The sequence below is a fragment of the Micromonospora sp. RTGN7 genome, from assembly GCF_033804645.1.
Taxonomy (GTDB): domain Bacteria; phylum Actinomycetota; class Actinomycetes; order Mycobacteriales; family Micromonosporaceae; genus Micromonospora.
The window spans coordinates 100,667-119,838 of the sequence record NZ_JAPZLF010000013.1 but is presented as its reverse complement, the minus strand read 5'-3'; the positions used below and the strand labels follow the sequence as shown (position 1 = coordinate 119,838).

The window sequence follows — 19,172 nt, the reverse complement described above, 5'->3', positions numbered from 1 at the left end:
GCGGAGCGGCAGGGTGGCCGGGCCAGGATCAGGCCGGCAGCGGGGGAAGGCCGATCGGGCTGTCCGGTGGGATCACCGTGTGCCCGGCGCGGGCGATCGGGTCCAGCAGCTCCCGCAACCGGTCGGCGCGGTCCGCGCCGAGCGCCCGCCACGGGTGGAAGGCGGCCAGGTCGGTGGCGTCCTCGACGGCCCGGAAGGCCGCCCGGCCCTGCTCGGTCGGCTCACCGCCGGGCGTCAGCCAGCCCCGTTCCGCCAGCCGCCCGGCCGCCGCCCGCCACTGCTCCTCGGACCAGCCCCGCCCCAGCAGGTTCACCGCTGGCGTGCCCTCGGCGACCTTCCAGGCCAGCGTCTCCACCGGATCCAGGCCGGCCGCGACCAGCGCGGCGACGTGCCCGTCACCCCGATGCTCCCGCAGCGTGGTGGCCGCCTGCCAGAGCCGGGCCAGCGGGTACTCGGCGGCCGGCAGGGCGGCGTTCGCCGCACCCAGCACCCGGCCGGCGGACTGCGCCGCGCGGGCGGCCGTCTCCAACAGCTCGGCGGCCTCGCCGAGATGCCCCTGCGGCAGCTCGTACGTCAGCTCCGCCAGCGCCTGGACCGCGCCGGTGAGCCGGGCCCGCAGCGCCTCCTCGGGCGCGGCCAGCCGCCACACCGACGGCAGCGCCCGGGCCACCATGTGCGGTGCGAAGGTGAAGAACGCCGCGACCACCGGGCCCGCCTCGACGGGGCCCAGCGGGGCGGCCCGCCCGGCGAAGTAGCCCCGCCAGTAACCGCGCAGCCCGACCGCCTCGTACGCCGCGCGGGCGCGCGGGTGGAAGTAGGTGACCGCGTGCACCGGCTCGAAGTGTGTCCACATCAGCCGGGCGAAACCCGGGTCGTCCAGCGCAGCCACGTGCACCTCCGCGTCGGTTCGAGGTCACCGTGGTGCGGCCGGAACCGCCCACGGGTGACCCGAACCTACTGGGTGTGCGCAACGGTAAGGAAGACCGTTGTGAACTACCGTATGAGCACGGTGGACTACTGGGCCGCCAGCACGTCGACGACGAACCGCAGCGGGCCGGCCGGTCGCCCGCCTGCGGCGTCGTTGCCGTACGCCAGCTCGCCCGGGATGTCGAGCTGCACCCGGCTGCCCACGGTCACCCCGACCAGGCCCTGGTCCCAGCCCTTGATGACCTGGCCGACGCCGATCGGGAAGGTGGCCGGCTTGCCCTCGTTCCAGGACGCGTCGAACTCCTTGCCGTCCTTGTAGAACACACCCACGTAGTTGGTGGTGATCTGCTGACCGCTCTTCACCGCTGCGCCCTTGCCCTTGATCAGGGTCGTCACGGCGAGCTTCTTCAGGTCACCCTTGCCCGGCTCGACCTTCGGCTTGGTGCCCAGCGCCGGGTCCGCCCCCGCCGGGAGCTGCGGGGCGGGCGCGGCGGTCGGCTCACCCGCCGGGGCGGTGGCCTCGGCCGACGGGTTGGCCGCGGACTGCATGGACTTGTCGTCGTCGCCCCGGTTCACGGCGACGAACACGCCGACCAGGACCGCCACGACGGCGAGGCCGGCGAGCGCGCCGAGGATCGACTGCCGGCGGCGCTTCGCCTCGGCGGCCTTCTTCGCCGCCAGTTGGACGGCCAGCCGCCGCTCCGCCTTGCCGCCCGGGCCCTGGCCCGCCGACCGGTTCTGCACACGCTCGCTCACGTCGACTCCCTGATCAAGAGGTGGGGGGCCGGCGGCCGCAGCCGAGGCCAAGCGCACACGGTACCCGCCCCGCAGCCCTCGGTGCCTCCTCGTCCGAGTGCTGTCCTATCCCGGCTCAAGCGGTCGTCGGAACGCGTACCGCGCAGAGGGGTAGTTTCTGGACATGGCGATTCTCACCGAAGAAGACCGGACCCTCCTGGCCGAACCGCAGCTCGCCCACGTGGCCACCGTCGAGCCGGACGGCAGCCCGCACGTGACGCCGGTCTGGGTGGACACGGACGGCGAGCACATCGTGTTCAACACCGCCAAGGGGCGGCAGAAATACAACAACATCCAGCGCAACCCCGTGGTCGCGATCTCCGTGGTGGACAAGGGTGACGACTGGCGCACCCTCTGGATCAAGGGCACCGCCGAGTTCGTCGAGGAGGGTGCCGACGAACACATCGACCGGATGGCCAAGAAGTACCTCGGGCAGGACACCTACCCGTTCCGCCAGCCCGGCGAGGTGCGCGTGATCGTCCGGATCACCCCCACCCAGAAGCTCGGCCGCGGCTGAAGTGCAAGGAAGGGCACCTTGACGTCAATAAGGTGCCCTTCCTAACCGCTAGGCGGTCTTGCGGGGGGCCTTCTTCGGGGCGGTCTTCTTCGCGGCAGGCTTCTCCGCGGACTTCTTCGGGGCCGCCTTCTTCGCGCCCTCGGTCTTCTTCGCCGCCGGCTTCTCCTTCGCGGCGGCCTTCTTCGCCGGCGCCGCAGCCGCCTTCTTCGCCGACCGCGCCGACGTGATCGGAGTCGGCGCGCCGCCGCCCTCCGGCTGCTCGCCGCGCGCCGTGCGGGCCCGCTCCACCGACGCCTTCAGCGCCGCCATCAGGTCCACCGCCGCAGCCGGGGCCTCCTCGGCCTCCTCCGGCTGGACGACCTCCCGGCCCTCCACCTTCGCGTCGATGACCTCCTGCAACGCCGCCCGGTAGTCGTCGGTGAAGGCCCCCGGCTCGAACTCGCCGGCCATCGAGTCGATCAGCGAGCTGGCCATCGCCAGCTCAGGGGGCCGCACCTTCAGGTCCTCGTCCAGGAAGCCGAAGGCGGGGGTACGCACCTCGTCCGGCCAGAGCATCGTGTTGAGCAGCAGCACGCCCTCGCGGACCCGCAGGGTGGCCAACTGCTCCCGCTGACGCAGCGCCACCTTCACGATCGCCACCCGCTCCGAGTCGGTGAGCGCGTCGCGCAGCAGCACGTACGGCTTGGTGGCGGTGCCCTCCGGCTCCAGGAAGTACGCCTTGTTGTAGAGGATCGGGTCGACCTGATCGGCCGGGACGAACTCCAGCACGTCGATCGCCCGGGAACTGGTCAACGGCAGCTCGGCGAAGTCCTCGTCGGTCAGGATCACCATCTCGCCGCCGCCGAGGTCGTACCCCTTGGCGATGTCGTCGTAGGTGACCTCCTCGCCGCAGACCGAGCAGGTGCGCTTGTATCGGATCCGACCGCCGTCGGACCGGTGCACCTGATGGAAGCGGATGTCCTTCTCCTCGGTTGCCGAGTAGAGCTTCACCGCTATCGAGACCAGCCCGAACGAGACCGCCCCCTTCCAGATCGCCCGCATTCCCCGCTCCTCTCCCCGGTTCATTCAGGATCGCAAAGGAACGAAGCGGGCGCGGGGACTTCCGCGCCCTACTACAGTCAGAATGTGCCCGGTGCGCCGCTGAAGCCGATGCTCGCGATCACCGGCCCGCTGCCCGCCGACGCCGACTGGGCGTACGAGTTCAAGTGGGACGGTGTCCGCGCGCTGGCCGACCTCACCGCCGGCCGACAGCACCTGTACGCCCGCTCCGGCGCGCAGATCACCGCCGCGTACCCGGAACTGATCACCCTCGCCGAGCAGGCCGACGACGCGCTGCTCGACGGCGAGGTGGTGCTGCTCAACCAGGCCGGGCAGCCCTCGTTCACGGCGCTCGCCGAGCGGATGCACGTGCGGGACACGGCGAAGGCGGCCCGGCTCGCGGCGACCGTGCCGGTGACGTACATGATCTTCGACCTGCTCCGGCTGCGAGGCACGGACCTCACCGGCCGGCCGTGGCGCGAGCGCCGGGAGCTGCTGGAGGAGCTGGGCCTCGGCGGCGCACGCTGGGCCGTACCACCGGTCTTCTCCGACGGCCCGGCCACCTACCAGGCGGCCGGCGAGCACGGCCTCGAAGGGGTGATGGCCAAGCGCGTCGGCGCGGCCTACCGGCCCGGGGTGCGCTCGCCCGACTGGGTGAAGGTCAAGCTGGAGGTCACCGGCGACTTCGTCGTCGGCGGCTGGCGACCCGGAACGCGCAAGATCGGCGGGCTGCTGATCGGGGTGCCCCGGCCGGACGGGCGGCTCACCTACCGGGGCCGGGTCGGCGGCGGCATCGGCGCGGCCATCGAACGGGAACTGCTACGCGAGCTGGAGCCGCTGCGCTCCGGCAGCTCGCCGTTCGGAAGCGGTGAGGTGCCCCGGGAGGACGCCCGGGGCGCGATCTGGGTAACGCCACGGGTGGTGGTGGAGGTGAAATACGGCCAGCGCACCCCGGACGGGCGGCTGCGCTTCCCCCGGCTGCTGCGGCTGCGCCCGGACAAGCCGCCGGAGGAGGTGGACGATGCCGGGTGAGCGGCTCCGCGTCGACGTCGAGGGGCGCACCCTGGACCTGTCCAACCTGGACAAAATTTTGTTTCCCGACGTCGGCTTCACCAAGGGCGAAGTGATCGACTACTACACCCGGATCGCGCCGGTGCTCCTGCCTCACCTACGCGACCGGGCGCTCACCCGGATCCGCTTCCCCAACGGGGTCGACGGCGGCTCGTTCTTCGAGAAGAACGCCCCGGCCGCCACCCCCGACTGGGTACGCACCGAGACGCTGCCCGTGCCCGGATCCAGCAAGGGGCGGGAGACCATCGACTACGTGGTGGCCGACGACCTGCCGACCCTGGTCTGGCTGGCCAACCTCGCCGCCCTGGAACTGCACACGCCGCAGTGGAGGATCGGCAGCCAGCCGGACATGATGGTTGTCGACCTGGACCCGGGGTCGCCGGCGGCGCTGCGGGAGTGCTGCCAGGTGGCGCTGCTGATGCGCGACCGGCTGGCACTCGATGGGGTGCAGGCGTATCCGAAGACGTCCGGCAAGAAGGGCATGCAGTTGTGCTGCCCGATCGCTGGTACGCAGTCCTCGGAGGTCGTGTCGGACTACGCGAAGCGGATCGCGCAGGAGCTGGAGTCGGCACACCCGAAGCTGATCGTGTCGAAGATGGCGAAGGTCCTGCGCGGCGGGAAGGTCTTCATCGACTGGAGTCAGAACAGTGCGGCGAAGACGACGGTGGCGCCGTACTCGCTGCGGGCCCAGGCGGTGCCATCCGTGTCGACGCCGCTGACGTGGGACGAGGTGGCGGCGGGCGCGGCTGGGAAGCGGCCGGCGGTCAAGCCGTACACGGCGGTGGAGGTGTTGAAGCGGGTGGAGAAGTACGGCGACCTGCTCGCGCCGCTGCTCGACGGCGGACCTGAGGTGTAAGGAAGGGTCAAGGCTGCTCCCCGTGCACACGGGCGTGATCCGGACCTGCAGCGGGATCTCGACGTGGTCGCCCGAGTTGATGGCCAGGGGATCACCCCGCGTATGCACGGGGAGCAGGACAACGGTCCACCCTAGCGTCAGCCGTTCGTCGGATCACCCCCGTATACACGGGGAGCAGGCCCGGCCGCCGATGCCGTTGCCGATCGCCACGGGATCACCCTCGTATGCACGGGGAGCAGACCAGGTCGGTCAGCGCCTGGTCCCGGGCCGCGGGATCACCCCCGTATGCACGGGGAGCAGTTCGCGTCCGGGGTGGGTAACGCCGCCGAGCGGGGATCACCCCCGTATGCACGGGGAGCAGGCAGCCGTCTGGGTCTGCGGCGCCGTCTGGTCCGGATCACCCCCCGTATGCACGGGGAGCAGAATTCGCTTCGGTGTGGTGGTGGATTCGGCACCGGATCACCCCCGTATGCACGGGGAGCAGACGTCGAGGAACCACTGCTCGTCGCGCCGTTCGGGATCACCCCCGTATGCACGGGGAGCAGGAACAGCTGAACGAGTTCGGCCAGAAATCGGGGGGATCACCCCCGTATGCACGGGGAGCAGGGTAACTGGTACGGCCCGCAGGGCGGGTTCACGGGATCACCCCCGTATGCACGGGGAGCAGCAGGACCAGCGGATCAGCAAGGTTACCGCCCTGGGATCACCCCCGTATGCACGGGGAGCAGCCCGCCACGGCGATGCCGGGGCACGTTGAGCGGGATCACCCCCGTATGCACGGGGAGCAGGATCCGGAGATCGGCTCCGGAGCGTCCCTGGAGGGGATCACCCCCGTATGCACGGGGAGCAGCTGGTGGTCCGGTAGGCGGACCCCATGCGAATGGGATCACCCCCGTATGCACGGGGAGCAGGGTCGGGAGACGGCCAAGCACCAGCCCGGTGGGGGATCACCCCCGTATGCACGGGGAGCAGGCCGGCGCGCGGTTCCTCCGCGTCCTGGCTGAGGGATCACCCCCGTATGCACGGGGAGCAGCATCTATGGAGGGATCTCACCATGCCGCAGACGGGATCACCCCCGTATGCACGGGGAGCAGCCGAACGGGACGGGCTTACCGTCCATGTAGTCGGGATCACCCCCGTATGCACGGGGAGCAGCCGAACGGGACGGGCTTACCGTCCATGTAGTCGGGATCACCCCCGTATGCACGGGGAGCAGGAGACTTACATCAACGGTGGCGCCGGCCAGCCGGGATCACCCCCGTATGCACGGGGAGCAGGACCACCACACCCTGCGATTCGAGGATGTCGACGGATCACCCCCGTATGCACGGGGAGCAGACTTTTTGACCTGCGGCGTTAAAGATCAACTTCCTCGTTTTTGTTCACTTCGTCTTTCAAGGTCATGTCCGATCGGCTCAAGCGGGCTTGCTGTGCGCAGGGTCGAGGTCGGCTCAGCGTACTGGTCGCATCGCCTCATGGCACCGGTTCGGGCGGGACATCTCGATGGCGAGACGAATGTGATCGAACCTCCGTCGGGCCGTATCGCGGCGTACGCGAACGTCGTTCTCGAAACTGCAAAACGACCTCGCGGTCGTCCTACGAGTCGTCGTTAGAACTGGAGCTGACTCTCAGATGTCGTACCCCTCTGTTGTCATCCCTCCCGTGGCCGATCAGGATGCACTCAGCGAGAGCGCCCGTCTCGTCTGGGGCAAGACGAATCGTGACCGGGGATTTTGGCTCCCGCTGCATCGCCACCTCGCCGACAGCGCCGATGTCGCCGGGCTGCTGTGGGATGTCTGGCTGCCCGCAAACGTCCGGCAGCGGATCGCGGAGCCGTTGCCCGGTAGCGCCGACGACGGCCGCCGCCTGGTCCGCTGGCTTGCCGGCATCCACGACATCGGCAAGGCCACCCCGGCGTTCGCCTGGCAGGTGCGGCACCTGCGGCGGGCGATGCAAGACCACGGCTTCGTCTTCGACGACCAGGTGGAGAAGGATCGTCTCTGCGCTCCGCACGGGCCAGCCGGGCACCTTGCCCTGATCGACTGGCTGACCGCCGCGCACGGCTGGACCCGCGATCAAACCGAGGCTTACGCGGTGGTCGTCGGCGGTCACCACGGGGTGCCACCGACCGACTGCGACCTTAAGGCGATCCGCGATCGGCCCTACCTGCTAGGGGTCGACGGGCTGTGGCCGGAAGTTCGCGAGGAGCTGCTCTGCTGGATGAGCCGGTATACCGACGTGACCGGCCGGCTGCCGGCCTGGCGGGAGGCGGCCCTGCCGCAACCGGTGCAGGTGCTGCTGACAGCGATCGTGATCGTCGCCGACTGGATCGCCAGCAACGACGAACTGTTCCCGTATGGCTTCCAACGGGAGAACGCGCCGGATCGCATTACGCAGGCATGGGAGGAGCTGGACCTGCCGACCCCCTGGCGGCCCATCGACGTGGCCGGCCTCGACGTGCCGACCCTGTTCTCTCAGCGCTTCGAGTTGCCGGCCGGGACTCAGCCGTATCCTGTGCAGACGGCGGTGGTGGAGCAGGCTCACGTCATGCCGGTGCCGGGTCTGCTGATCGTCGAGGCGCCGATGGGAGAGGGCAAGACCGAGGCCGCGCTCGCGGCCGTGGAGATCCTCGCCCGGCGTAGCGGTGCGGGCGGCTGTTTCCTGGCACTGCCCACCCGGGCGACCAGCGACGCGATGTTCAGCCGGGTGCTGGCCTGGCTCAGCCGCCTCCCCGACGCCGACCTGGACCGGGGCGCCCGGGACACGGCCCTGGCCCATGGCAAGGCGATGCTCAACGACGAGTACTCGCGGCTCTACCGGGGAGCTTTGCCCAGCGCGATCGCCCAGGACCAGGGCGGGACGCAGACCGCAGTGCATGGCTGGCTGGCGGGGCGGAAACGCAAGATGCTGTCCAGCTTCGTCGTCGGCACCATCGACCAACTGCTATTCGCCGCGCTGCAGGCCCGGCATGTGGCTCTGCGGCACCTCGGCCTCGCCGGCAAGGTGGTCGTCATCGACGAGGCCCACGCCTACGACGTCTACATGAGCCGGTACCTCGACCGGGCGCTGGAGTGGCTGGCGGCGCACGGCGTACCTGTGGTCATTCTGTCCGCGACCCTTCCTGCTGGCCGCCGGGCCGACATGATGCGGGCGTACGACGACGGACGGCTCGGTCGTAGGCAGACCAGTGGCCCTAGGCGTAGGTACCGCGCCGACACTGCCGACACCGCCGACGACTATCGGCTGCTCCGCGAGGATCGACGGTATCCGCTGCTCAGCGTCTCCGGCGTTGACCGGCGGCCGGTGGCGGTGGGCTGCGCAGCGTCCGGCCGAAGCCTTGACGTGCGGCTGGAACGCGCGGACGACGACCTACCCGCCCTAGCCGCCCGGCTGCGGGCCGATCTTACCGACGGCGGCTGCGTCCTAGTGGTCCGCAACACCGTCGCACGGGTGCTGGAGACCGCCGCCGAACTACGCAAGCACCTCGGCCCGCAGATTCCGGTGTCGGTGGCGCACTCCCGCTTCATGGCCGCCGATCGCGCGGCCAAGGACAAGTGGCTGCGGGACACCTTCGGTCCCCCCGGCCAGCTCGCCAAGCTGGGGCGCACCCGGCCGAGCTGCCACGTCGTCGTGGCCAGTCAGGTCGCCGAGCAGTCCCTGGACATCGACTTCGACCTGCTGGTGACCGACCTCGCCCCGGTGGACCTGATCCTGCAACGGCTCGGCCGGCTGCACCGGCACCGGCGGTCGGACCGCCCCGCCCGGCTGGCGCAGCCACGGTGCCTGTTGACCGGCGCGGACTGGGCGACGGAACCGCCCGCCCCGGTGACCGGCTCGGTCAAGGTGTACGACCGTTCCGTCCTGTTACGGGCCGCAGCCGTTCTGCTGCCGCACGTCGACGGCGAACGTGCCCTTAACCTGCCGCAGGACATCGCACCCCTGGTGCAGACCGCGTACGGCACCGAGCCCGTCGGCCCGCCGTCGTGGCACGACGCGTTGGCCGAGGCCGCGACGCAGGCGGAGAACCAGGCCCTCGCGGCCGGCAAACGCGCGGATGCGTTCCGGATCCGGTCGGTCAAGCCGCCGGGAGTTCCCCTACTGAGTTGGCTCGACGCCAACGTGGGCAACACCGAAGCTGCCAATGGCGACGAACGGTGTGGACGGGCCCACGTCCGCGACGACGCGGCCGAGGCGGTGGAGGTGCTGCTCCTAGTCCGCCGGGGCGATGAGCTGCGCACTCCGCCGTGGCTCGACAAGGGCGGCGACCTGGCGGTCCCCACCGACTTCCCACCCGCCAAGGAGGTGGCCCGCACGATGCTGCGGTGCGCCCTGCCGCTGCCGAGGGCGCTCACCGCCAACGGGGGCACCGAGCGAATTATCGATGAGCTGGAGCACCGCAATGCCTTCCGGGCCTGGGAGAAGGACCCGCTGCTCGGCGGCGAGCTGATTCTCGACCTCGACGAGCGGGGGCAGGCCCGGCTCGTCGATCACGTCCTGACGTACGACCGGCACCAGGGCCTACTAATCGAGAAGATCAATGCGTAGGACGGCTGGCCGACACTGTCTGTTATCAGACAGTATCGGCGCCGCTCTCGATCGCTGATTCGTCACGGCCGGCAGTAATCCCCTTGTGACCTGCGGAAAACCCTGCCTACGCAGGGAGCATCGTGAATATCGGTAGCGGCAGTGGATCACCCCGCGTAGCGCGGGAAGTGGCTACAGTGCCAGGCGCGACCCCATTGGTAGGGGCAGGTTGCGCCCCGCCTTCTCCAGTCGGTCGAAGCAGATGGAGAACCCTCATATGTCGGACGCTATTTCCTCCTTCTCCCTGATCGGACAGCCGTGGATACCGGTGCTCGACCTGTCCGGCCGCCGTCGCCTGGTCTCCCTGACCGAGCTGTTCGCCCAGGCCGCGGAACTGCGTGCCGTCGCCGGTGAGCTGCCGACCCAGACGTCCGCGATCCTAAGGCTGCTCCTCGCGATCCTGCATCGGGCGGTCGACGGTCCGGAGGACGAGCGTGCCTGGCAGAGGCTGTGGCAGCGCTCCGACCTGCCGGCCAACGACATCGCCGGCTACCTCGACGAGTACCGGGAGCGCTTCGACCTGCTACACCCGGCCACGCCGTTCTACCAGGTAGCGGGTCTGCACACGCAGAAAGGCGACGTGTTCGGCCTAGAACGGCTCATCGCCGACGTGCCGAACAACGCGCCGTACCTGACTATGCGGCTCGGGCCCGGCCTGGCCCGGCTGACCCAGGCCGAGGCCGCCGTCTGGCTGATTCACTGCCAGGCGTACGACACCTCTGGCATCAAGTCCGGAGCGGTCGGCGACGACCGGGTCAGCGGCGGGAGAGGCTACCCGATCGGCCCCGCCTCCTGCGGCTCCCTTGGGCTGGTCTACCTCGAAGGCCGGACGCTGCGCGAGACCCTGCTGCTCAACCTGGTCACCCTGGACAGCAACTACCTCCGGCAGAATCCGGAACGCGACTCACCGGTCTGGGAACGCGATCCGCACGGTCCGGCCGAGGAGGACGCGCGCGAACGTGGCCCGCACGGGCTGCTCAACCTGTACACCTGGCAGTCCCGCCGGGTCAGGCTCTTCGGCGACCAGGCAGGGATCACCGGGGTCATCATCGCCAACGGGGACCGCATTGCCTGGCCGAACCTGCACCAGCAGGAGCCGATGAGTGGCTGGCGGCGTAGCACCAACCAGGAGAAGAAGCTCGGTCAACCCCTCGTCTACCTGCCCGCCCTGCACGACCACACCAGGGTTCTCTGGCGCGGGCTGACCAGTCTGCTGCCCGCCCCGACCCAGAAGCCGGGTGCCGAAGCCCCGAGTCGGCGGCCACCGGCGGTCAGCCAGTGGTTGGCGCGGCTCCGCGTCAGAGGGTTGATTGACGACCGGTACCGGGTCACCGCCCGCGCGGCCGGAATTGTCTACGGCAACCAGATGTCGGTGGTCAACGAGGTCTATCACGACGCGCTGACCATGCCCGTGCAGGCCTTCGATTCGGCGGGCCCGCTTGCCGTCACCATCGTGGACAGCGCCGCCGACGCAGAGGCCGCCATCACCGCGCTGCGCCGGCTCGCCGTCGACCTCTGCCGTGCCGGCGGCGGGCACGGGGACCGGCCCGAGGATCCGCCGGCCGCGGCGGGGGACCGGACCGCCGAACTCGGCTACGCCGAGCTGGACATCCTGTTCCGGCGATGGTTGGGCAACCTCGGCGCGACCGATGACCCGACGCGGGCGCGCATCCAATGGCAGACGTGGGCCAAGGGGTGCGTCGGCCGGCTCGGCCGGGACCTGGTCGCCCGGTCCGGGCCACAGGCATGGGCCGGGCGCTACGTCGACCAGGAGAAGAAGAAGCATCTCAGCAGTCCACTCGCGGACAAGTTCTTCCACGACGCCCTGCGTCGGGCCCTGCCGCTGGCTGCCGCCACCGAGAATCCGCCCGTTTCCCAGGAGGTACCGGCGTGACCGTCACAGCCTCAGCCGACAACGACACCCCGACCCCCGACCCCAACAGGTACGCCCGCCGCCGTGGACCCTTCGGCGGCTACGTCGCCAGCAAGGTCGCCCTGTTGCAGGAGGGCTACCTGCGCGAGACCAGCTTCGCCGTCGCGGCACTGGCCCAGCTACGGGCCGCGGTCGGTCGGGAGCCCGCCGAAGACTTCAGAATTCTGGAACAGACCCGGGTCAAGGAGAAGCACCTCGGGGACCGACTCGGCGATGACCCCACCCACACCGAACGAGCCATGCACACCGCGCTCACCCTGTACGCGGTGCATCAGCAGTCGATCCGCGACAAGGCCATGCACCAGGACGGTAGGGGCCTGGGCGCGGCGGTCAGCCTGATGGCCCGGGACTCGGACAGCGCCGAAGCGGTGCGCCGCCGCTTCGCCGCCCTCGGCACTGCCACCAGCTATGCCTCATTCACTACCCACCTGCGCAGCCTGATCCGACTCCTGCGCGACGGCCGGATCCCCCTCGACTACGGGGTGCTCGCCGAGGACCTGGTCAAGTTGCAGAAACCTTGGGGGCCCGCCCAGGTCCGTGCCCTGTGGGGCCGCGACTTCTACCGCCAGCCCGAGCCCGGGGACCGTCAGGGCGACCCCACCGACCCGAACACCGACTCCGCGCCCGTCAGCGCCACCTCCGAGGAGTGACCATGACCCGTACGATCCTGGACGTTCATATCCTGCACACGCTGCCGCCGAGCAACATCAACCGGGACGACTCCGGCTCCCCCAAGACCGCCACCTACGGCGGTGTGCGCCGGGCCCGCGTGTCCTCCCAGGCGTGGAAGCGGGCGGTCCGGCTGGCGTTCGGCCGCACCCTCGACGATTCCCAGCTCGGCGAGCGCACCAAGCGTGTCGGGGAGGCAATCGCCGCCCGGATTGCCGACCTCGATCCCGAGCTGAAGGACCGGGCGTCCGCTCTGGCGGCCGAGGTGCTCAAGTCCGCCGGTCTGGTGAAGAAGGAGGCAGCGGCCAAGAAGGAGGCGGGGAAGAAGGGCAAGGAGATGGCGCAGAACCCCGACGTCGAGTCCAGCTACCTGCTCTTCCTCAGCCACCGCCAGCAGGAGAACCTCGCGCGGGCGGCGATCGAGGCCGAGCGGACCGGTGCGAAACTCGATGCCAAGCAGCTCCAGAAGCTGGCCGACACGGACCACTCTATCGACATCGCCATGTTCGGCCGGATGCTCGCCGACGTGCCCGACCTGAACGTCGACGCGGCCGTCCAGGTCGCCCACGCCCTCAGCGTGCACGCCGTCGACAACGAGTTCGACTACTACACCGCTGTGGACGACCGCAAGCACGACAACCAGGAAACCGGCGCCGGCATGATCGGCACGATCGAGTTCAACTCCGCCACCCTCTACCGGTACGCCACGATCGACGTCGACCGGCTGCACGACACCCTCGGCGACGCCGCCGCTACGCGTGAGGCCGTAGAGGCATTCCTGCATGCCTTCGTCACCAGCATGCCGTCCGGCAAGCGGAACACGTTCGCCAACGGCACCCGCCCCGACGCCGTCATGGTGCGGCTGCGCGACACACAGCCGGTCAACCTGGTGGGGGCATTCGAGGAGCCCGTCCGGGAGAGGCAGTTCGGCGACCGGTCCGGCATGGTCGGCGAGGCCGCCCGGAAGCTCGCCGAGCACACCACCGAGGTCGAGAAGATGTACGGTGACCCCGCCGTCGCCGCCTGGGTCACCCACGTCGGCAGCCGTACCGCCGTCCTGGCACCCCTCGGCGAGGTGCTGCCCCTGCCCGGCCTGGTCAGCGCCGTCGGCACGACGGTCGCTGGCCGCCTCGGTACGCCGGCATGAGTGTCCTGCTGCTGCGGCTTGCCGGCCCGCTCCAGGCATGGGGGTCGACCAGCCGCTTCACCCAGCGGCAAACCGAGATCGCGCCCACCAAGAGCGGGGTGATCGGGCTGCTCGCCGCAGCCCGAGGGCTGCGGCGTACCGATCCGCTCACCGATCTGCTCGGCCTCGACTTCGCGGTGCGGGTCGACCAACCCGGCCAGATCCTCCGCGACTTCCAGGTCGCGCGCCCCCTCGACGGCGGCGACAGCATGCCGCTCACCAACCGCTACTACCTCTCCGACGCGGCGTTCCTCGCCGCGATCGGCGGTGACAGCGAGCTCCTCGACGGCCTGCACGAGGCGGTGCGCCGGCCACAGTTCCCGCTCTACCTCGGCCGCCGCTCCTGCCCACCGGTCGCGCCGATCACTCTCGGCGTCCACCCCGGCACGGTCGCCGAGGTGCTCGGCGACTGGCCGTGGCAGGCCGCGAAACGCCTGCGCCAGCGCGCTGCATTGACCGTTTCGCTGGAGGTGCTCAGCGATGCCCCGCCCGGGTCTGAGGTCACCGAAACGTTCCAGGACGAGCCGGTCAGCTTCGATCCGGCCCACCGGCAGTACGGGTGGCGGCCGGTCGTCCGGACCTGGGTCGCCGCGCCCAACCCCGACGGCCGTCCTCCCGTCGCCGCCGCCATGGCCTCCGGCGGCCCTGAGCAGGCCGACCACGATCCGCTCGCGTGGCTGTAAGGATGACGATGTATCTCACCCGATTCCTCGTGAACACCGCTCGGCAGGGCGCGCGCAAGCTGCTCGCCTCTCCTCAGGCGATGCACGCCGCCGTACTCTCCGGCTTCCCCCGTCCCGAGGACCACACCCGCGACGACGCCCGCACTCTGTGGCGGGTCGACCAGCGGCGGGACCGGCAGGTCGTGCTTTACGTCGTCAGCCCGACAGAGCCTGAGCTGACCCACCTTGTCGAGCAGGCCGGCTGGCCGAGGAGCAGCGAAGCCTGGGAGACCCGCTCCTACGACCGCCTGCTCGACTCCCTCGACAAGGGGCAGCGGTGGGCGTTCCGGCTGACCGCCAACCCCAGCCGGACCGGGCGCAAGACGAAGGACTCCCCGACGACCCAACGGTTCGGGCAGGTAACCGCCGTGCAGCAGATCGAGTGGCTGACCAGCCGGGCCGAGCGAAACGGATTCACCGTGGCCCGGCAGGCCGACGGGGAACTCAACCTCGTCACCTATGACCGTCAGGTCCGGCGGTTCACCCGTAACCAGGGGCAACGGCCGGTCACCCTGGTTACGGCCACCTATGACGGCGTCCTCGACGTCGAGGATCCGGTCCTGTTCCGCAACGTCCTCACCCAGGGCATCGGGCACGCGAGGGCGTACGGCTGCGGGCTGCTGACCCTCACCTCCGCGCAGCCAGCCTCGTGAAGATTCCCGGTATGCCGCCGGCCGAACTGGCGGACCTCAACCGTGTGCAGGACCGGATCACTTTTGTCTACCTCGAACGATGCGTGCCAGGAGAGCAGCGGCTCTCCTTCGAGGTGCACGACCACCATTGGGAACCGGCCGACTTCGACGGGATCACGTTGATGCGTCGTCCCACCGAGCGGAGTTCGTACAATCCGGCGCTGTCTCGCGGATGGAGCAAGGCATCGAAACGCCGCCGGTTCGGTCGGAGGACTTCAGAAGGCACCGGCGGATCGCCGACGAACCCCGAGCGAAGTGAAGGAAATAGCGGTAGTTGATCTCTAGCGCCGCAGGTCAATAAGTCTGCTCCCCGCGCACGCGGGGGTGATCCCTCCAGCCGCCTGGCACCGGCCAGGCCGGCGACCTGCTCCCCGCGCACGCGGGGGTGATCCCCTTGGCTGAGAGGGTGCCAGCGGCACCCCCTCCTGCTCCCCGCGCACGCGGGGGTGATCCGAAGCGTTTGCAGCGGAAGGTCGGCGCAGTGCCCTGCTCCCCGCGCACGCGGGGGTGATCCCGCGACCAGCAGCGCCAGCACGGCGGTCACCGCCTGGTCCCCGCGCACGCGGGGGTGATCCGAGCAGCACCTGACCGTCGGCGAGGTCGCCGGCCTGCTCCCCGCGCATGCGGGGGTGATCCCTCACCATGGCGACGGTGCTGCTGGTGTTGATCCTGCTCCCCGTGCATGCGGGGGTGATCGACGCACTCGTAATGCGTAGGTGAGGGTGATTCGCCGGTCCGCGACCGAGCGATGGACGCGTCAACCTGCTCGCGGCACATGGGAGTGATCGCAAGTAGGCTGACCGCAGCCTGCCGAGGAGTACGACATGAACATGACCGATGCCCTCGTCCCGGGGCCGTTGACCGGTAACCGGGCGGCGGAGGTGGACCGGCCGCTGCTGACCTACCTGGACGATGCCACCGGCGAACGCGTGGACCTGACCGCGACGGAGCTGGGCAACTGGGCGGCGCGGGCCGCCGTGCTGCTGCGCGAGGGCTGCGGGCTGGGCGTGGGTGACCGGGCGGCGGTGCTGCTTCCGGCGCACTGGCAGACCGCCGCCGTGCTGCTGGGCGCCTGGTCGACCGGTGTGGCCGTGTCGTTCCGCCCCCGGGCCACGGCCGGTCTGCCGCAGCTCGAGCCGGGTGCCGACGAGCCGTACGATGCTCTCTTCGTCAGTGCGGAGCGGCTTGACGACTGGCTGGAGGACGTGCCCGAGGCACGGCACCGCTACGTGCTCGGGCTCGGCGCGACCCCGCGCGGGGAGGTGCCCCTGGGCTACCTGGACTGGCTTGCCGAGGTGGGCCGGCACAGCGACGCATTGCCCGCGTCCGCCCCGCTGACCAGCACCGACGCGGCAAGCCCTGACGGCACCAGCTACCGCGAGTGGGGCAGCGTCGCGTTGGGCGTGGCGGAGCGGCTCGACCTGCGGGCCGGTGATCGGCTGCTGGTGGACGTCGCCGAGCACGAGCAGCCGGTGTACTGGCTGCTGGCACCGCTGGCCGTCGGCGCGTCGGTGGTGCTCTGCGCCAACCTCGACCCGGCCCGGCTCGACGCCCGGATCGCCGCCGAGCAGGTCACCCGGGTGCTCTGACGGCTGCCGCCGGCTCCTCGACCTCATCGCGGGTCCGTCGACCGTAGCCCTGCGGGTCAGCGCCGGCCCGGCCAGCGGACCCGCCGGGAGCAGGGCGGCAGGTGTTCGGTGGGCAGCGCACATCGCGCGCCGCCGGGCAGCAGCCGATCGCAGAAGACCCAGTGGCGTACGTGCTGCTCGTCCTCGGCCGAGACGGTCACCCCGCCCGGCTCGACGCGGGCGCTGAGCCGGGCCAGCACCCGAGCGGCCAAACGGGCGAAGATCCGCGCCCGGAGCAGGTCGGGCGCGGTGATCGGCAGGTGGATCACCCAGCGGTCGCTCATCGGTGCCGGTGCTTCCCGGACTGGCCGCCCTGCCACGCGTGCAGCGCCCGCCGAATGCGTACGTTCTCCTCCTGAACCGCGACCAGGGCGGTCTGCGTGACGGCCAGCTCGTCGGCGACCTCGTGCAGGAACGTGCGGATCTCGAACGGGTCGAGCCCGTGCCGGCGGATGGTGAACCGCCGGTCGCGGATCTGCGCGGGACGCAGTGGCCCTCTCGGTGTCGATGGTCGGCTGGTCAGCCGACGGATCAGGTTGCGCACGGGGACCGCCCTTCGTCGGGTTCACGTCGAAGTGGAGGGGCGGCCCCCGCCGGTCGCAGTCGGCGGGGACCGCCTGCCCGGCCGCCGCAGCCACGACCGGCAGTACGGCGGCAGGGCCGCGCCGGGGGAGTGGCGCGGGGGTGGGGCCTTCCTTGCGGGGGTGAGGCGAGACCGATACGAGAGGCGCCAACCGATTGCAGCAGCACCGCATCACCGACAGCGACGCTATCGCCACTGAACCACCTACGTCAAGCATGTCTCTGAGTCAGCTGCCCACCTATGTCAGCACCGCTACGTGCGTTGCCTGCGCCGCAGCCGTTGATCGATACTGGGCGGGCCAACCGACTGCAGGGGGCCTGACGTGCCTATTCCGCCCACGATGGACGAGCTGCTCGACGATCTCCTGAAGAAGATCCAGAACCGGACCTATCCGCCTGGATCGCAGCTCCCGTCCGGGCGGGACCTGGCGGACGTGTATGACGTCTCGCAGTCCACGATCAGCCGCGCGGTGGCGACGCTGCGGGAGCAGGGTGTGCTGGTCGGCCGCCCGGGGCGCGGCGTCTTCGTCGCGGAGTCCTCCAGGCCCTGATGAACCTCGCCGCTGGCCTCTGCTCGGCCCATGGCGCGATAGCAGCTCAGTTGCGGCAACCGGCGGGGCGTTCAACAACCGCAACGAAGAAGGTCCCGTTCGTGCAGCGGGCACGATCGAGCGTGATCCTGCCCGCCTGACCGGGTCGGCGGCGGATCCCGACCCCGGAACTGGCAGATCTTGGAAGCAAACGGCCCCTCCAGGGGCCGAAATCTTCCAAGATCTGCCTGGACAGGTCCTCCCGCGAGCCGGAAACACCGATTCGGCAGCCCGACCCGGAGATCGGATTCGCTGCCTTCGTCGGTGCCGTCGCGGCCCGCGTCGAGCAGGTCGGCGTCCTGCGACCGACCGAGAGTCAACCAGCGGTCAGCCGGGCGTCGGTGGTTGGTTCGCGGCGGTGGCGACGTGCAGGGAGAGTTCCTGCACGAGGTCCTCGGTGCTCTGTCCCGTCTGGACGCGCAGGAAACCGAGGGCCAGGTCGGCGAGCAGGTAGAAGCCGAGCGTTCGCGCCTGCTCGCTGGGAAAGGACGCCAGCAGCGCCTCAGCGCCGTCGAGGTCGCCGCGGTGGCGGGCTGCGATGACCCCGGCGGCCCGCTGCACCACCTCGGCGGCGGCCGTGGGGTGGTCCACCCGGCTCAGATCTTGGGCTGAGCGGCGCGGGCGGCGTCGAACCGAGCGGTTACGTCGGTCCAGTTGACCAGGCCCCAGAGCCGGTCGACGTAGTCCGGGCGGACGTTGCGGTACTGCAGGTAGTAGGCGTGTTCCCAGGCGTCGAAGACCAGGACGGGGGTGGAGGCCTGGGCGACGTTGCCGTGGTGGTCGTACACCTGCTCCACGATCAGCCGTTGGCTCAGCGGCTCCCACGCGAGCACGCCCCAGCCGGAGCCCTGCACGCCCTTCGTCGCGGCGGAGAGTTGCTTGGCGAACGCGTCGAACGAGCCGAAGTGCTCGTCGATCGCGGCGGCCAGCTCGCCGTCGGGGCGGTCGCCGCCGTCGGGCGAGAGGTTCTTCCAGAAGATCGAGTGCAGTACGTGGCCGGAGAGGTTGAACGCGTACGTCTTCTCCAGGCCGACCAGGGTCTCGTAGTCGCCCTTGTCGCGGGCTTCGGCGAGGCGGTCGAGGCCGTCGTTGGCGCCCTTGACGTACGCGGCGTGGTGCTTGCTGTGGTGCAGCTCCAGAATCTCGCCGGACATCGCCGGTTCGAGCGCGCCGTAGTCGTAGGGCATGTCCGGGAGCGTGTAGATGGCCATGCGGCGATCCTCCTTCATATTGCCATGATTTGGCTACTGCCACACTATGGCAATAAGAGCGACCGAGGGGTCGTACGGCATCGGCTGGTCGACGTCCTCCGGAGCTCCGCGAGGCCTGACCCGAACAGCTCCTGCCCAGGCCATCGGAGCTACCCGACCGGAGTCGATCAC

19 protein-coding genes and 2 CRISPR repeat arrays are annotated in these 19,172 nt (G+C 70.2%); of the genes, 12 read left to right on the top strand and 7 right to left on the bottom strand.

Features of this window, described 5'->3' with window-relative positions; all coding sequences use genetic code 11:
* Positions 1 to 28: 28 nt before the first annotated feature.
* Together SNR22_RS20225 and SNR22_RS20220 are read right to left on the bottom strand one after the other, a co-directional pair.
* Complete coding sequence (locus SNR22_RS20225; RefSeq protein WP_320068249.1) at positions 29 to 853, bottom strand: SCO6745 family protein; 825 nt, start codon at positions 851 to 853, stop codon at positions 29 to 31.
* Positions 854 to 1,014: 161 nt separating this feature from the next.
* Positions 1,015 to 1,683 carry an FKBP-type peptidyl-prolyl cis-trans isomerase gene (locus tag SNR22_RS20220; protein WP_320068184.1) on the bottom strand — a complete coding sequence of 223 codons (669 nt, stop codon included), beginning with the start codon at positions 1,681 to 1,683 and terminating at the stop codon, positions 1,015 to 1,017.
* 163 nt (positions 1,684 to 1,846) lie between these two features.
* Between SNR22_RS20220 and SNR22_RS20215 the strand changes: the two genes are divergently transcribed.
* Positions 1,847 to 2,239: a PPOX class F420-dependent oxidoreductase gene (locus SNR22_RS20215; protein WP_320068183.1), complete on the top strand. Its 393-nt coding sequence runs from the start codon at positions 1,847 to 1,849 to the stop codon at positions 2,237 to 2,239.
* Positions 2,240 to 2,287: 48 nt separating this feature from the next.
* On the opposite strand, the gene SNR22_RS20210 is transcribed toward SNR22_RS20215, so the two are convergent.
* Positions 2,288 to 3,280, bottom strand: coding sequence for a Ku protein (locus tag SNR22_RS20210; protein WP_320068182.1), 993 nt, complete (start codon positions 3,278 to 3,280; stop codon positions 2,288 to 2,290).
* Positions 3,281 to 3,364: 84 nt separating this feature from the next.
* On the opposite strand from SNR22_RS20210, the gene ligD (SNR22_RS20205) reads away from it, so the two are divergent.
* The 10 genes from ligD (SNR22_RS20205) (at position 3,365) to SNR22_RS20160 (ending at position 16,579) form a co-directional block, all read left to right on the top strand.
* On the top strand, positions 3,365 to 4,309 hold the full coding sequence (ligD, locus tag SNR22_RS20205; protein ID WP_320068181.1) for a non-homologous end-joining DNA ligase: 945 nt from the start codon (positions 3,365 to 3,367) through the stop codon (positions 4,307 to 4,309).
* A complete protein-coding gene (ligD, locus tag SNR22_RS20200) occupies positions 4,299 to 5,204 on the top strand; it encodes a non-homologous end-joining DNA ligase (protein WP_320068180.1) in 906 nt (301 codons plus the stop codon). Before ligD (SNR22_RS20205) ends, ligD (SNR22_RS20200) begins: the two co-directional genes overlap by 11 nt.
* A gap of 149 nt (positions 5,205 to 5,353) precedes the next feature.
* A CRISPR array of direct repeats spans positions 5,354 to 6,542; the repeat unit is 29 nt; unit sequence GGGATCACCCCCGTATGCACGGGGAGCAG.
* Positions 6,543 to 6,866: 324 nt separating this feature from the next.
* The gene (gene cas3 / locus SNR22_RS20195) at positions 6,867 to 9,749 is read left to right on the top strand and encodes a CRISPR-associated helicase Cas3' (RefSeq protein ID WP_320068179.1); all 2,883 of its coding nucleotides are present in this window, start codon (positions 6,867 to 6,869) and stop codon (positions 9,747 to 9,749) included.
* Between the two features lie 256 nt (positions 9,750 to 10,005).
* Positions 10,006 to 11,682 (top strand): type I-E CRISPR-associated protein Cse1/CasA, encoded by a 1,677-nt coding sequence (casA, locus tag SNR22_RS20190; protein ID WP_320068178.1) that lies wholly within the window; start codon positions 10,006 to 10,008, stop codon positions 11,680 to 11,682.
* On the top strand, positions 11,679 to 12,371 hold the full coding sequence (casB, locus tag SNR22_RS20185; protein WP_320068177.1) for a type I-E CRISPR-associated protein Cse2/CasB: 693 nt from the start codon (positions 11,679 to 11,681) through the stop codon (positions 12,369 to 12,371). Before casA ends, casB begins: the two co-directional genes overlap by 4 nt.
* A 2-nt stretch (positions 12,372 to 12,373) precedes the next feature.
* Entirely contained in the window at positions 12,374 to 13,537 is a 1,164-nt protein-coding gene (cas7e, locus tag SNR22_RS20180; protein ID WP_320068176.1) for a type I-E CRISPR-associated protein Cas7/Cse4/CasC, read from the top strand.
* A complete protein-coding gene (cas5e, locus tag SNR22_RS20175; protein WP_320068175.1) occupies positions 13,534 to 14,259 on the top strand; it encodes a type I-E CRISPR-associated protein Cas5/CasD in 726 nt (241 codons plus the stop codon). The genes cas7e and cas5e overlap by 4 nt, the downstream gene beginning before the upstream one ends.
* A gap of 8 nt (positions 14,260 to 14,267) precedes the next feature.
* A complete protein-coding gene (cas6e, locus tag SNR22_RS20170; protein ID WP_320068174.1) occupies positions 14,268 to 14,951 on the top strand; it encodes a type I-E CRISPR-associated protein Cas6/Cse3/CasE in 684 nt (227 codons plus the stop codon).
* Entirely contained in the window at positions 14,948 to 15,268 is a 321-nt protein-coding gene (locus SNR22_RS20165) for a hypothetical protein (RefSeq protein WP_320068173.1), read from the top strand. The genes cas6e and SNR22_RS20165 overlap by 4 nt, the downstream gene beginning before the upstream one ends.
* Before the next feature lie 24 nt (positions 15,269 to 15,292).
* Positions 15,293 to 15,687: a CRISPR direct-repeat array (repeat unit 29 nt; unit sequence CCTGCTCCCCGCGCACGCGGGGGTGATCC).
* Positions 15,688 to 15,814: 127 nt separating this feature from the next.
* Positions 15,815 to 16,579, top strand: a complete 765-nt coding sequence (locus tag SNR22_RS20160; RefSeq protein WP_320068172.1) for a TIGR03089 family protein — start codon at positions 15,815 to 15,817, stop codon at positions 16,577 to 16,579.
* 56 nt (positions 16,580 to 16,635) lie between these two features.
* On the opposite strand, the gene SNR22_RS20155 is transcribed toward SNR22_RS20160, so the two are convergent.
* Together SNR22_RS20155 and SNR22_RS20150 are read right to left on the bottom strand one after the other, a co-directional pair.
* Positions 16,636 to 16,902, bottom strand: coding sequence for a hypothetical protein (locus tag SNR22_RS20155; protein WP_320068171.1), 267 nt, complete (start codon positions 16,900 to 16,902; stop codon positions 16,636 to 16,638).
* On the bottom strand, positions 16,899 to 17,162 hold the full coding sequence (locus SNR22_RS20150; protein WP_320068170.1) for a hypothetical protein: 264 nt from the start codon (positions 17,160 to 17,162) through the stop codon (positions 16,899 to 16,901). The genes SNR22_RS20155 and SNR22_RS20150 overlap by 4 nt, the downstream gene beginning before the upstream one ends.
* 379 nt (positions 17,163 to 17,541) lie before the next feature.
* Between SNR22_RS20150 and SNR22_RS20145 the strand changes: the two genes are divergently transcribed.
* Complete coding sequence (locus tag SNR22_RS20145; protein ID WP_320068248.1) at positions 17,542 to 17,751, top strand: winged helix-turn-helix domain-containing protein; 210 nt, start codon at positions 17,542 to 17,544, stop codon at positions 17,749 to 17,751.
* Positions 17,752 to 18,117: 366 nt separating this feature from the next.
* Here the strand turns inward: SNR22_RS20145 and SNR22_RS20140 are convergent, their stop codons facing one another.
* Both SNR22_RS20140 and SNR22_RS20135 read right to left on the bottom strand, forming a co-directional pair.
* Positions 18,118 to 18,381 carry a superoxide dismutase gene (locus SNR22_RS20140; RefSeq protein WP_320068169.1) on the bottom strand — a complete coding sequence of 88 codons (264 nt, stop codon included), beginning with the start codon at positions 18,379 to 18,381 and terminating at the stop codon, positions 18,118 to 18,120.
* A 5-nt stretch (positions 18,382 to 18,386) separates the two neighbouring features.
* Positions 18,387 to 19,001 (bottom strand): superoxide dismutase, encoded by a 615-nt coding sequence (locus SNR22_RS20135; RefSeq protein WP_320068168.1) that lies wholly within the window; start codon positions 18,999 to 19,001, stop codon positions 18,387 to 18,389.
* Positions 19,002 to 19,172: the final 171 nt, after the last annotated feature.